This window comes from Shewanella sp. FJAT-51649 (genome assembly GCF_019457435.1).
GTDB classification, from domain to species: domain Bacteria; phylum Pseudomonadota; class Gammaproteobacteria; order Enterobacterales; family Shewanellaceae; genus Shewanella; species Shewanella mangrovisoli.
Window position 1 is genome coordinate 2,134,459 of record NZ_CP080411.1, and the last position, 14,649, is coordinate 2,149,107.

Annotated in this window: 8 protein-coding genes; 4 read left to right on the forward strand and 4 right to left on the reverse strand. The window is 47.3% G+C overall.

Annotation, left to right across the window (positions count from 1 at the left end):
- Nucleotides 1-147 precede the first annotated feature (147 nt).
- Nucleotides 148-1,638, reverse strand: coding sequence for a tryptophan halogenase family protein (locus tag K0H59_RS09625; protein WP_088211284.1), 1,491 nt, complete (start codon nt 1,636-1,638; stop codon nt 148-150).
- A 109-nt stretch (nt 1,639-1,747) separates the two neighbouring features.
- Nucleotides 1,748-4,468, reverse strand: coding sequence for a TonB-dependent receptor (locus K0H59_RS09630; RefSeq protein WP_088211283.1), 2,721 nt, complete (start codon nt 4,466-4,468; stop codon nt 1,748-1,750).
- 499 nt (nt 4,469-4,967) lie between these two features.
- Between K0H59_RS09630 and K0H59_RS09635 the strand changes: the two genes are divergently transcribed.
- The 4 genes from K0H59_RS09635 (at nt 4,968) to K0H59_RS09650 (ending at nt 11,765) form a co-directional block, all read left to right on the forward strand.
- Nucleotides 4,968-6,590, forward strand: a complete 1,623-nt coding sequence (locus K0H59_RS09635) for an alpha-glucosidase (RefSeq protein ID WP_088211282.1) — start codon at nt 4,968-4,970, stop codon at nt 6,588-6,590.
- A 125-nt stretch (nt 6,591-6,715) separates the two neighbouring features.
- Nucleotides 6,716-7,987: a sugar MFS transporter gene (locus K0H59_RS09640; protein ID WP_220055369.1), complete on the forward strand. Its 1,272-nt coding sequence runs from the start codon at nt 6,716-6,718 to the stop codon at nt 7,985-7,987.
- A gap of 152 nt (nt 7,988-8,139) precedes the next feature.
- The gene (locus K0H59_RS09645; RefSeq protein WP_220055370.1) at nt 8,140-9,354 is read left to right on the forward strand and encodes an RsmB/NOP family class I SAM-dependent RNA methyltransferase; all 1,215 of its coding nucleotides are present in this window, start codon (nt 8,140-8,142) and stop codon (nt 9,352-9,354) included.
- A 152-nt stretch (nt 9,355-9,506) separates the two neighbouring features.
- Complete coding sequence (locus K0H59_RS09650) at nt 9,507-11,765, forward strand: EAL domain-containing protein (RefSeq protein ID WP_220055371.1); 2,259 nt, start codon at nt 9,507-9,509, stop codon at nt 11,763-11,765.
- A gap of 78 nt (nt 11,766-11,843) precedes the next feature.
- Here the strand turns inward: K0H59_RS09650 and K0H59_RS09655 are convergent, their stop codons facing one another.
- Nucleotides 11,844-12,854, reverse strand: a complete 1,011-nt coding sequence (locus K0H59_RS09655; RefSeq protein ID WP_220055372.1) for a D-alanine--D-alanine ligase — start codon at nt 12,852-12,854, stop codon at nt 11,844-11,846.
- A gap of 263 nt (nt 12,855-13,117) precedes the next feature.
- Nucleotides 13,118-14,518, reverse strand: coding sequence for an asparagine--tRNA ligase (gene asnS / locus K0H59_RS09660; RefSeq protein ID WP_220055373.1), 1,401 nt, complete (start codon nt 14,516-14,518; stop codon nt 13,118-13,120).
- Nucleotides 14,519-14,649 lie beyond the last annotated feature (131 nt).

Genomic DNA, 14,649 nt, shown 5'->3' on the forward strand with positions numbered 1-14,649 from the left:
AGCCAATAGTATCTGCTTGTGTATTCCAGCTTAATAGCAGACTAATACTAAGTAAAAGATGTTGTCGTTTGAAGATCATAAGTGTTCCTTACTTCCTACCAAGTTGTGAATGCGTAGTACCCTTCAAGTAATTTTAACCGTATGGCATTAAACCAACTGTGCGAGATATTGCTCATGAGTTGGCATTTTACTGACACTATTATTTATGATTGCTCTGATATTCCTAAAAAACTCAGTTAAGTCTTGTTGTTCAACCGTGTGAGCTAATGGATTAAAATCCTGGGGAATAATCCCTTGACCTAGCATGACTTGAGCCCAGGCCTCTTCCGTGAAGAGTTCTTCTTTATGCCTGAAAATTGAGCCAGTTTGCTTAAATAAGGTGATTTTCTGCTGCAAACTTTCAGGGACTTGCATCCGTTGACAGGCGTGCCAAATCGAGTCTTGATTCGATACTGGTCTTTGATTGAGATGATAGTGCAGGATAATAAAATCTCGGATTTGTTCGAATTCGAGTTGAGATTGGCGATTAAACTCATCCACAGTGGCTTGCTCCACACCTTGGTGGGGAAAGAGTTTCGTTAATCGAATGATGGCCGATTGCACTAAATGAATACTTGTTGATTCAAGGGGTTCTAAAAAGCCACTCGATAGACCAATCGCCACACAATTATGTTGCCACTGCTTTAACCTACGCCCAGGAATAAAGGATATTTTTTTTGGCTCAGAGAGTGGCTTGCCATCAAGCGTCGACAGTAACTTTGCCTTTGCTTCGTCATCACTCATGTAGCGACTAGAGTAGACAATGCCATTTCCCGTTCTATGTTGCAGTGGGATCCGCCATTGCCATCCAGCCTCATGGGCAATGGCACGTGTGTAAGGGGGGATCTCAGCGACTTTTTCACTGGGTACTGCGAAAGCACTGTCACACAGTAGCCAATCTTGGTAACTCTCATAGCCAACATTAAGTGTTTTTCCAATTAAAAGGGCGGCAAACCCTGAGCAATCGATAAAGAAGTCGCCTTGGACTGATACGCCAGAGATTAGGCTGAGGCTAGAGATATAACCATTTTCAGTGCGGTTGACCGTTTCAACCTTACCTTCAATGCGTTTTACGCCCGCTTTTTCACTGTATTGTCGCAGTAACTGAGCGTAGCAAGCGGCATCAAAATGATACGCATGGGTGATCCCCGCTAAAGGTGAGTGGGGAATATGTTCAATAGCTTGAAATTTATGGTGTATTGCAGCCTGGTAATTGAGCGAGTAATCCCAAAATGCGCTGATAGTTTGGGGTTTTGTACTTAGCCAATAGTGGTGGAATTGAGTAAACCCTATGTCTTTGCCAATGTTGCCAAAGGCATGCATATAGCTATCACCCAGACTCCCCCAGTGCTCAAATTGAATACCGAGTTTAAAGGTGGCATGAGTTGCTTTGATAAATTCTTTTTCGGGGATCCCTAGAACACTGTTGAATAATTGCAGTGGTGGGATAGTGGCTTCACCAACGCCAATGGTGCCAACATCAGCAGATTCCACAAGGGTAATATTGAGGGTTTGCTTAAATAACTTGGCGAGAAGTACTGCAGTCATCCAACCCGAAGTACCGCCACCCACAATGACAATATCTTTGATTTGACCCATGGTTTAGCCCTTCGTTAATTAAGTAGGCTGATGATTAATAGAGATGAGTGGTTGTGACAAATATAAAAGAAAAGCCTCTGCAATGCTTGCAGAGGCTTAGCTGTCACTGTTAGAACTTATAGTTGGCACCTAACATGAAGTTACGGCCATAGTTTTGGTAGTCACGTACTAAACGTTGGTCTGAACCTGTATAAGAGGTGAAAGGTTCATTGGTTAAGTTGTTGACTTGGAAAAGAACCGATAATCCATACAGAGACTCTATGCCGCTCTCGCTGAAGTCATAGCTGACTTGAGCATCGACCACTGTTTCCGCTTTAATGTTCACGTTTTCACGTTGCAGACTGATCTTAGTCACTTCGCCGAGGAAGTCACTGCGGTAACGAGAGCTGATACGCGCTTCAAAGCCTGAACTTTCATAATAAACGGTTGCGTTTAAGGTCTTTTCAGACAAACCAGGCAGAGTTGTTGGCGCGCTGCTTGGTGTCTCTTTCACCTCACTGTCGTTGTATGAACCACTTAAGACTGTACCGAAACCACTTAGTACATCTGCAAACATGCCAAAGTCTAATGACACTGCAGCTTCAATCCCTTGAACATAACCACCTTCACCATTTTGTGGTTGGGTGATCACACCGATTGGATTTCCTGGTACGCCTGGGAAGAGGGTACTGAAGTCGAAATCTACTTTTTGATCGTAGACGTAGTTTTCTAGGTCTTTGTAGAACACTGCGACAGAGAAGTAACCTTGATCACTAAAATAGTTTTCATAACTTAAGTCATACTGACGTGCTAACCAAGGACGAAGTTCTGGGTTACCCGCGTTACCTGTCCAGTTAACGCCATCATTTGGATTTTGGTTATAGCTGTAGTTCAAGTTGGCATTCATCTTATCCATACGTGAACGAGTCAAGGTACGCGCAGCGGCAAAACGTACGACTTGGCTATCTGCTACTTCAAAGCTTAGGTTTAAACTTGGTAGCCATTCAACATAGGAATCACCTGCCGTGCGTGGCGTTAATTCAACAATTCCATCTTCGACTGTTGCAACTGTACCGTCTGATGATTGATCGGTATACACAGCTTGAAGGCCTGCATTACCTGTGAATGGAATACCAAATACTTCAGATTCTAGATTCGCTAACACATAACCCGTTGTCACTTTTTCCTGTACTGCCCAAGAGTTAGTCGCACGAGATAAGTCCACATCGGCGACGTCGGTCTCGATATAGTTGCCGTCATTATAGAATGCTAATGAGTCATAGCTCAGTACATCGCCCATACCGAAGAAGGCAAGGGAGGTTGGATCGAGTAGATATTTGTCAGGAACCGTCATCGTATAATCGGCTGAACCATCATAGCCTTTTAGCGTTAAATAGTAGCCTTTGTCGATTTTGGTTTTATCACGGTCGGTGCGGTTAACACCAAACTCAACGCTACGAACCGCGCCACCATCGAGAATGTATTCAGCACTTAGACGGAAAGACTTTAGTTCATCTTCAATTTCGGGTTTGTTAATAAAACCGTCCTGAGTATTGGCGCCAAGTGGGCTACCCCAACCGAGAGGATCGCCAAGTTTGATAACGTTTTTATCTGCATAATCGAGGTTGTGATCAAAAACATATCCACCTTTGCCATTGTAGGCAAAGCTTAAATCATCCACTGCGCCGACACCCGTGCCGCGACCAGTACCTGAGTAGCTCTCCATACCAATGTCGGTACGATTCGCTTTAGACAGAGACACATCAGCTTCAAGGTTCCAGCTATCGTTGATGCTGAACTTATTATTCCAGCCAATAGATAGAGAGTCTGCGTCACGTTTATTTACGTCGTTACGCACAACGACTTCAGCACCTTTGATGACGCCTTCAGTCACTAAGCCATCGACAGTTGTCGTGGCAATTACACCTCCATTAGTTCCCCAAGCTGCTGGGATCTCAATACCACGTAGGCGTTGATCGTCCACAAATTTTGAGTAGTAAAGATCGAGAGTCGAGTGGAAACGATCGTTTGGAGCATACTCTACAACGGCCAGCACGCCATCACGCTCTAATTCGCTAGAGCGAACAAAGGGTTTTGCTCCTCCTAACACGCTATCGCCATTGGCATTTTCTGGATAACCCCAAGCTTGCCAACGTTCTTCTTGGTTAGGTGATACCATGCGGGCATAACCGATTGCCACACCTAAGGTATCATCGGCAAATTGGTCAATATAAGAGATACTACCGCGATAACCTTTATCGTCAGAGCCGCTGTTGAGGGCTCCGAGATCGTTCATCTCACCACGTACAGCCACTGCAACGGTTTGTTCACCATGTGCAAGAGGGCTAATCGTTTGCATATCGACGGTACCGCCGATTGCTTGCGCCATTACCGAAGCATCTGGAGTTTTATAGACAACTACGCGGTTCAATAATTCGGATGGATATTGGTCAAACTCAACACTGCGGTTATCGTTAACTGAGGCTTGTTCGCGGCCATTGAGTGTTGCGGTTGTAAAATCAGGTCCCATACCACGGATTGAAATCACGTTCGCACGACCATCTAAACGTTGTGCCGATACACCTGGTAAACGGGCAAGTGATTCTGCAATACTTACGTCGGGTAATTTACCAATGTCTTCTGCTGAAATCGCTTCAACAATAGAAGATGATGACATTTTTAAAGATTGAGATTCTTGCAGGCTACGGCGGATACCTGTTACTTGGATGACTTCTATATTGTCATCTTGTGCTGTTGTTTGTGCAGTCGCATCATCTGCTGCGTAGGAGTGCATACTGGCGCCAGCAGCAACGAGTGCTAAGGTCAGCAAGCTGGGTTTAAATCGCATCATTTCTATCTTCCCCTTGAAGTCGCTTTTTACCGCTTATGTAGAGCGTTTTATCGTTATTACCGCATTGTTTTTGCGGCCTTTTTTTTGGTATTTCGGCGCTTAATTGACTGCATAAGTGCTGCGTTTATGACCAAATTGTTATGCAACGGTGAAGATACTACTCCCGAGGATCTTGGCCTCACAATATTGTGCATACGTATTCAATAGGTCAGAGGCCTGCCAAAACGGGGATTTCGGCCAAAAAAACTCCGATTTTATCTCCGAGTAATTCAACGCAACCTTATGTTAGTAAAGGGTTAATTTAATCTTAATCAGACAAGTCTAATGATAGCCTGTTTTGCATACGTATGCAGGCGTATTGAACCTTATTTCCCTGTTCACGTATGCTCGTTGCCACTAATACAAGCCGTAGCGCCTTTACTCCGCAGTAACATGATTGTAACTGCTCATGTGAGAGTTTTTGGGTTAGCGCGCTGAAGAATAAGGATAAAGGGGCAATATGAGTGAGTTAACTTGGTGGCGTGGAGCTGTGATCTATCAAATCTATCCACGTAGCCTTTTGGATACTAATGGTGATGGCGTTGGCGATCTGCGCGGTATTATCACTAAGTTGGACTATATTGCCAGCCTGAATGTGGATGCGATTTGGATTTCGCCATTCTTTAAATCCCCTATGGCCGACTTTGGTTACGATATCAGTGACTATCGCGAGGTTGATCCTCTGTTTGGCACTATGCAGGATTTTGATGAACTGATTGAAAAAGCCCATCAACGTGGCATTAAAGTCATTATCGACCAAGTGTTAAGCCATACCTCAGATCAACATGCGTGGTTTTGTGAGAGTCGCGAGAGCCGAACCAATCCCAAGGCAGATTGGTATGTGTGGGCCGATCCTAAGGAAGATGGTACGGCGCCAAACAACTGGTTAGCCATTTTCGGCGGTTGCGCCTGGGAGTGGGAGCCGCGCAGACAACAATATTATCTGCACAACTTTTTACGCAGCCAACCCGACATCAACTTCCACAATCCCGACGTGCGTCAAGCCGTATTAGATAATGTGGAGTTTTGGTTGAAGAAGGGCGTCGATGGTTTCCGCTTAGATGCCATTACCTTCTGTTATCACGATGAGCAGCTTAGGGATAATCCACCCAAACCCAAGGATAAACGCCAAGGGCGCGGATTCAGTGAAGATAATCCTTATGCCTATCAGTACCATTACTACAATAATGATAGACCGCAAACGATTCTATTTATTGAAGAATTACGCCAGTTAATCAATCGTTATCCAGGTGTTGTGACCTTAGGCGAAGTCTCCGCCGAGGATTCACTCGCCGTGATGGCCGCCTATACCAAGGGCGAAGATCGCTTACATATGGCCTACAGTTTCGAGCTGCTGACCGATGACTATAGCGCCGCTTATATTCGCCAAACGGTAGAAGCACTGGAAGCGAGTATTGGTGATGGTTGGCCCTGCTGGGCGATAGGTAATCACGATGCACAGCGCGTCGCCAGCCGTTGGGGACGTGGTAAGCAAACATCCGACATGGTGAAAATGCTCAATGCCATGGTTAACTCACTGCGAGGCAGTGTCTGTAGCTATCAAGGGGAAGAGCTGGGTTTAACCGAGGCGCCGATTGAATACCACGAGTTGCAGGATCCATTCGGCAAAACCTTCTGGCCAATGTTTAAGGGCCGTGATGGCTGCCGTACACCTATGCCGTGGGAACAAAGTGCTGATTTTGGTGGCTTTAGCCAAGTGACACCTTGGTTGCCTGTGGCGAATGCACACAGAGCACTGGCGGTCGATGCGCAGGAAGCCGATAGCCAATCGATGTTACATGGCTATCGTCAGTTCCTCGCATGGCGCAAAGGCTATCCCGCTTTGGTTGAAGGGGAAATTGAATTCCTCGATGCGCCAGAACCCTTGTTGGTGTTCGTGCGTACGTTCGGGGAGCAAAAGCTACTGGTGTGCTTTAACCTACAAGATACAGAGCAGGCATTATCACTGAATGCCCTCAGCATCCAGCAAGAAATTACCGGTCACGGTTTGAAAACTGCGCAAAGGGTCGCCGACACATTGACATTTTCGGCCTATGCCTGCTTTTATGCGTTGTTGAATTAGTTTCGACTCGGCATAGCACCACTTCGGATGGGCAGCGCAAGTTAATTGTGGCTGCCTGTCGTAGTACGAAAACGCCTAAGGGACATTCCCTTTAGATAATAAAAACATGATTAGAGAGCACAACTATGGCGTCATCTATAAACACCAGCAGCCACACGAGCAGCGTGAGCGAGGCGGGAAACGGTAATTATCGTTTCGCGTTAGTCTCATTGACCTCACTGTTTTTTATGTGGGGCTTTATTACTTGTCTGAACGATATTCTGATCCCCCATCTTAAGGCGGTGTTTTCACTCAATTACACCCAAGCGATGTTGATCCAGTTTTGCTTCTTTGGCGCTTATTTTCTGGTGTCGATCCCGGCGGGACAGCTGGTAAAACGACTCGGTTATCAAAAGGGCATAGTCACAGGTTTAGTGATTGCGAGTATCGGCTGTGGTTTGTTCTACCCAGCAGCCTCCTTTGCGACCTACGGTTTATTCCTCGGCGCCTTGTTTGTCTTGGCATCAGGGATCACTATTTTACAAGTGGCGGCTAACCCCTATGTTAACGCGCTTGGTAGCAGCGAGACCGCATCGAGCCGCTTGAACCTGACACAAGCCTTTAACGCACTTGGGACCACTGTTGCGCCATTTTTTGGCTCGATTCTGATCTTATCCGTTGCCGCGTCAGTGTCTTCTGAATTAGCCCAAGCCAATGCCGAGGCGGAAGTCGTTAAGCTGCCTTACTTATTGCTAGCTGCGGCGCTTGCGGTACTGGCGATCATTTTCGCTAAGTTAGATTTGCCTGTTATCCGTGAACACAGCGAAGCCGCGGCAGGCGAAGTACAAACCCATTTAGGCAAGACCAGTGCGCTGCAAAGCATGCATTTAGTGCTGGGAGCGGTGGGGATTTTTGTCTATGTGGGCGCAGAAGTCTCGATTGGTAGCTTCTTAGTTAACTTCCTCGGCGAAGCACACATCGTCGGCATGCCAGAAGAGCAAGCGGCCCATTACATCGCCTATTATTGGGGCGGCGCTATGGTCGGACGCTTTATCGGTTCGGCGGTAATGCAAAAAATCCCCGCAGGTACTGTGCTTGCCTTCAATGCCTTTATGGCGGCATTGTTGGTGCTGGTGGCCATGACCACAAGTGGCAGTGTCGCCATGTGGGCGATTTTGGGCGTGGGATTATTTAACTCAATTATGTTCCCGACCATTTTCAGCCTAGCGCTGCGTGACCTAGGTCCGCACACCTCTCAGGGCAGTGGCATTCTCTGTTTAGCCATTGTCGGTGGTGCGATTGTGCCATTATTACAGGGCGTATTAGCCGATAACTTAGGCATTCAATTGGCCTTTATTCTGCCTGTGGTGTGTTACGGTTTTATCCTGTTCTACGGCGCGAAAGGTTCTAAAATGTAACGGCATTGGCCGATGCGAGAAAAGCGATCCCCATGGGTCGCTTTTTTATTGGACTTTTTTGCCTCTAAAAGACAACTGGGCATCTGTTTACTTGCGTATTAGTGCCTGACCTCCTATGATCCCCCGGTTTTATTACTCACGGTGACCTGTAAATGTTGAATTCTCCGCTTTCTGCCAGCTCGAATGAATTAGTGATCAGTATCTTAGCTATGGTACTGAGCGAAGGAAAACCCTTAGACCGGGCTTATTCTCAGCATTTCTCTGGGTTAAAGTTAGTGCCCGCCGAACAGGCGCGTATTGCCACCGTGACGGGCGATATTCTTCGCCGGTTAAATCTGTATTGTTTCTTAGCCGAAATTAAGCCGGAAGAAATGGAGCGTTTAGGCTCTAAGCTGCTTAATGTGTGGCACTTATTCCACAAGTTAGAACTGCCAAAAATGCAGTATTCCTTGCCGGTCGATGCCGAGCGTTTAGCCGAGCGTATCGAACAGGCTAAGAACCAGCCTGTGCTTTGGGACGGTTGCCCAGAATGGTTAGATGCTATGGGTCAAGCCCAACTTGCGGCATTCTGGGAGAAGGAGCGCGCCGCCTTAAGCACTCCGCCAAAACGTTTCCTGCGGGTCAATGGCCTTAAAGTGACTCGTGATGAGTTAGCGCAAAAACTGGCGGCCGAGTTTGTTACCACTCAAGCGGTCGAGGGCGTTGATTCTGCCCTTGAAGTGACCTCTGATTCTGCGCTGTTTCGCACTAACTGCTTTAAAGACGGATTATTTGAGCAGCAAGATGCGGGCTCACAACGAGTGGCCGCGGCGCTCGATGCTAAACCGGGCATGCGCGTGATCGATGCCTGCGCGGGCGCAGGGGGCAAGACCTTGCATATCGCCGCGCAGATGCAGGGCAAAGGCCGTTTATTGGCGATGGATGTGGAGCAATGGAAACTCGACAACCTTAAAGAACGCGCCCGCCGTAATGGTGCCCATAATATCGAAACCCGATTAATTGTCGGCTCAAAAACTATCAAACGCTTAAAACTCAGCGCCGATCGCGTGCTGCTCGATGTGCCTTGCTCAGGCCTTGGGGTATTAAAGCGCAATCCCGATGCCAAATGGCGTGATACCGCCGAGCGTTTGCCGGTTTTGATGGAGTTGCAAAAGCATATCTTAAGCAGCTATAGCCGCATGGTGAAGGTGGGTGGCATTGTGGTGTATGCGACCTGCTCAATTTTCCCCTGTGAAAACCGCGGCCAAGTGGATGCTTTTTTAGCGGAAAACCCCAATTTCCGTTTACTCGAAGATGAAACCATCAGTCCCGCCGAGACGGGTTTCGATGGCTTTTATTTAGCAAAACTCGAGCGAATTCAAGAATAAACCCGCATCTTCTCTCGCCACTAAAGCAAGTTTTCATCCCTAATTGAAAAGTTGCTTTAGTGCGGCTAAATACCTAAAATTCACCCCTGATTTACAAAGGTTGTTCATCTTAGTAAGGTCGTTAACTTAAGCGCTAAATGACTAAGGGATGTATGGACGAAGGAATTGCGGTAACGGGCAGTGTCGACGAGATTAATGCTCAATTTAATCAAAGCGTTAGCTTAGAATGCTATAACGGCATCTTGTCTATGCTGCTCAATGGCGCGCCATTAGCAGAAATCCTCCATGCTTTAGTCTTAAAAATTGAAGATCAGCGTTTAGGCACGCATGCCTCCGTATTGCTACTCAGCGAAGACGGTAAAAAGCTGCTCACGGGCGCCGCGCCCCATTTACCCGTCAGTTATAACCAAGCCATCCATGGCGTCGAAATAGGTCCTGGGGTTGGCTCCTGCGGTACCGCGGCGTTTACGGGGCAGCGGGTGATTGTCGATGACATTGAACATCATCCCTATTGGGCGCCGTACAAAGAGTTTGCATTAACCCACGGGCTGAGGGCCTGTTGGTCTGAGCCTATCAAAGATACTCAAGGCAAGGTCCTCGGCACCTTTGCCATGTACTATGAAACCGTAAAAGTACCGACAGCTGCGGATTTAACCTTGATTTCTGAGGCGGCAAGGCTGGCGAGTTTAGCGGTAGAGCGCAGTCGGTCACTCGAGTTTCAGCGCCTTGCGGTGAAAATATTTGATCGCCTACCTCTGTCGTTAGTCATCACCAATGCCAGCTATTCCGTGCTCTATGCAAACGATGCGTTTACCCAGATGGTTTATCCTAAAACCACTGATATTCATGATTTTTGCCCTGAACACTTTTTCTCTCCCTCTGAGCCCCACGAAATCGATTCCCTGTTTCAACATCTGTCTGAAGGTAAAATGTGGCAGGGTGAGTTGATTGGCCTGCGTAATAACGGTGAAACCTTTTACCTCGATTTAACCGTGACCGTGTTTCGCGAGCCCCATAGTAACGAGAATAGTTTTGCTTGGTTATTTTCCGATATCAGTGAGCGTAAAAAGGCAGCGCAGTTAATTAAGTATCAAGCCAACAATGATCCCCTCACTGGCTTGGCAAACCGTAATGCCTTGTTTAGACAAATCCAAGAGTTGATCTCCGCCGACAGCTTAACCCCAGGTTTTAGCTTTATGCTGATGGATTTAGATAACTTTAAACAAGTGAACGATACCTACGGCCACGATAAAGGGGATGCGCTGCTGGTGCAGGTCGTGGAGCAGATTAAGACCTGTTTGAACGAACAAGCAGTATTTGCCCGCTTAGGGGGCGATGAGTTTGCGCTGTTGCTTCCGGGCCTTGTGACGCAAAGAGAATTGTCGCAGCTTGCTGATAAGATTAATAAACGTGTGTATCAACGTTATGAATTGTCCCATGACAAGGGCGTATATAGCTCGGTCAGCATAGGGATCGCGCGCTTTCCCGAGGATGCGTTGGATTTGGAGCAGCTGTTAAACTGCGCCGATCAGGCCATGTATATCTCCAAGGCGGATGGCCGTAACCGTTACCATTTTTTCACCGAGCAAATGCAGCAAAATGCCGAGCGCATTGCGAATTTGCATACACTGCTGAAACAAGCCTTAGAACAAGAAGCCTTCGAGCTGTATTTTCAGCCGATTGTGGATGCGACAACTGGGCTTGTTCAGCGCGCCGAAGTGCTACTGCGTTGGCAGCACGAGGGGCAGTTTATTTCCCCCGATGAGTTTATTCCCATCGCCGAGAACAGCGGTTTAATCGTTAACATTGGTCGCTATGTACGCAAAGCCGTGATGCAAACCATCATCGATATGCAAGCTCTAGGCTGGCCAATCAATTTAGCGGTGAACGTGTCGACCTTTGAGTTTTGGTCCCACGAGTTGCAGGATGCGTTTTGTGACTCCTTCGCCGATATTATCGAAGAGCTGGGATTAATTGAGTTTCCCTACGAGCTTATCACCTTAGAAATCACTGAATCGCTGCTGATGAAACAGCATGTGCATCTAATCCAAGTGCTGAACGAGTTACGCGGAAGAGGCATTAAAATCTCCCTCGATGACTTTGGCACCGGTTATTCTTCCTTATCCTATTTGGCGAATTTCCCGATCGATCAAATCAAAATCGATAAGAGTTTTATCGATAGGTTAGATGAAGGTGAGCGCCACCTCGCATTGATTGAGGCGATTGTGCGCTTAAGTCATGCGCTGAATTTGAGTGTGACGGCAGAAGGGGTCGAAACCGAGGCGCAGCTTAAGGTGATGATGGAAAACCATATTCAAGAAATTCAAGGCTATATCTTTTATAAGCCCATGCCCAAGGCGGCATTTTTTGAGTTACTTGCCGAGCAAGCTGCGACTCATCACCGTTCATGATGAGTTCGAACAAGCCTCAAAAAAGAAGCGCGCCATATAGGCGCGCTTTTCAGTTTACTTAGCCTATCACTCGGTCTATCACTTAGCCGCTAACTGGCCGTTAATCACTAAACTTAAGTATTCGGTAAAATCATGCCCATGGTTTTGCAACATCTTAGGAAACATCGAAATCGGTGTCGAACCCGGGAAGGTATTGATTTCGTTGAGCAGAATTTCATCATCTTGGGTTAAGAAAAAGTCGATGCGTGACAGATGGCGCAGCTTCATGCCCTTAAAGGCTTTAATCGCATAGGCGCGGATCTGCTCGCTAATGTCAGTTGGCACATTTTGCGCGACCACATCGGTGCGTGCCTTACTGCTCTTGGCGTATTTTTCATCGAAGGTGTAGAAGGTATTGCTATCACAGATGATTTCGCCCGGCAGCGTCGCGACCACTTCGCCTTGATACTCATAGACCGCGACTTCCAGCTCACGGGCCTTAATGGTTTTCTCAACAATCACATAGGGCGCGTAGCCAAAGGCATCTTTTAACACGTCAGCCACTTTGCTGCTGTCATCGACTTTATAGCAACCGACCGATGAGCCTTGGGATGCGGCCTTGACGAAAATCGAACCCCAGTTTTCGAGCGCCGCTTGGGTTTGGGCAATCGCTTCATCATCGTATTGATTTAAGAAGATGTAAGGTGTGTTAGGAATGCCTAAGGCGCTGAACCACATCTTAGCGGTGATCTTGTTAAAACAGTTGCTGCTGGCTTCGGATTCGCAACCAAAGTAGGGCAGTTGGATAAGATTAAAGTAAGACTGAATGTCGCCTGTTTCCCCTGGATAGCCGTGAATACAAGGAATGACATAATCCACAGGCCAAGGCGACTTAGTTTCATCACGGAAGCGAATTTCGCGGTTATTGGTCAGCTCACAGTCATCGCCTGCGGCGGTTTGGTATTGGCCAAACTTGTCCAGTACCACGCGCAGTACATTAAACTGCTCGGATTTTGCTAATGAGGTTTCAAAATAATTAGCCGACAGTAGGGAAATATCGTGTTCCGCACTTCCACCGCCGCACAGCAAAAGTAAATTGATTTTTGACATTATGATTCCTCGATTGAGCAAAATGCTGTTGAGTTGCCTTTTGCAACTCGCTTACTAACGACAACGTCGTCACTTCCTGCAACAGGGCCGTTATCTGCGCTAAGCACATAAGTTAGCCGCAGCCATCTTAGATTTCTTGCCCCCTAAAGTGCAAGGACTCAGGCGAAGGAGTTTGACCGAGTGATGAATTTTAACGCATTTTTACAGGGCAATAAAAAACGCGCCGAGGCGCGTTTTAAAGGATTTGTCTGTTAACGGACAAATTAGAAGTTCGCAGTGCGTGGCGCGCGTGGGAATGGGATCACGTCACGGATGTTCGATACGCCCGTTACGTAAGACACTAAACGCTCGAAGCCCAGACCGAAACCTGAGTGTGGCACTGTGCCGTAACGACGCAGATCGCGATACCACCAGTAATCTTCTTTGTTCAGATCCATTTCTTCTAAACGCATATCCAGCACGTCTAAACGCTCTTCACGTTGTGAACCACCGATGATTTCACCGATGCCAGGGGCTAACACGTCCATCGCGGCAACGGTTTTACCGTCTTCGTTAAGGCGCATGTAGAAGGCTTTGATATCTTTTGGATAGTTCTTCACAACCACAGGGGCTTTGAAGTGCTCTTCGGCCAGATAACGCTCGTGCTCAGAAGATAAGTCGATACCCCAAGACACTGGGAATTCGAACTCACGGCCGCATTTTTGCAGAATGTCTACTGCATCGGTGTAATCCACTTGGGCGAAATCACTCGATACGAAAGATTGCAGACGCTCAATCACGGTTTTATCCACGTGCTGGGCGAAGAATTCCAGATCGTCCATACGCTCGGCTAATACGGCGTTGAAGGCGTATTTCAGCATGCCTTCAGCAAGGCTGGCGATATCGCTTAAGGTGGCGAAAGCCACTTCTGGCTCAACCATCCAGAATTCCGCTAAGTGACGGCTGGTATTTGAGTTTTCAGCACGGAAAGTCGGGCCAAAGGTGTAGATTTTTGACAGGGCGCAGGCGTAGGTTTCGCCGTTCAGCTGGCCTGATACGGTTAAGAACGCCTCTTTACCGAAGAAGTCTTTGTCATAGTCCACTTTGCCATCGTCGGTGCGTGGCAGGTTTTCCATATCCAGTGTGGATACACGGAACATTTCACCCGCGCCTTCACAGTCTGATGCGGTGATCAGCGGTGTAGACACCCACACGAAACCATTTTCGTGGTAGAAACGGTGAATCGCTTGAGATAAACAGTTACGTACGCGGGCAACGGCACCAATGATGTTGGTACGTGGGCGTAAGTGCGCCAATTCGCGTAAATGCTCAATAGAATGACGCTTAGCCGCCATTGGGTAAGTGTCTGGATCTTCAACCCAGCCAGTTACTTCAACGTGAGTAACTTGCAGCTCATAGGCTTGGCCAGCGCCAGGAGATTCAACAATCTCACCGGTTACGATCACAGAGCAGCCAGCTGTCAGCTTTAACACTTCGTTGTCGTAATTTTCTAAGCTATTTGGCACAACACCTTGAATAGGGTTAAAGCAGGAGCCGTCATAGACAGCTAAAAAAGAGATGCCAGCTTTAGAGTCACGACGGGTTCTGACCCAGCCACGGACTGTGACTGTCGAACCAACTGCGTGCTCACCTTTAAATACAGAAGCGACCGATGCAATGCTCATTGTTGCTTAGTTCTCCAACGAAACGTTTTATATGAAAATTTTTGGAGGTTTATATTACCTTGCTGGTGGCTTTTCTCAAGCTGAAAAAGGTATCCTGAGGTTAATATTACTAATATTGAGTGATAGGGTGC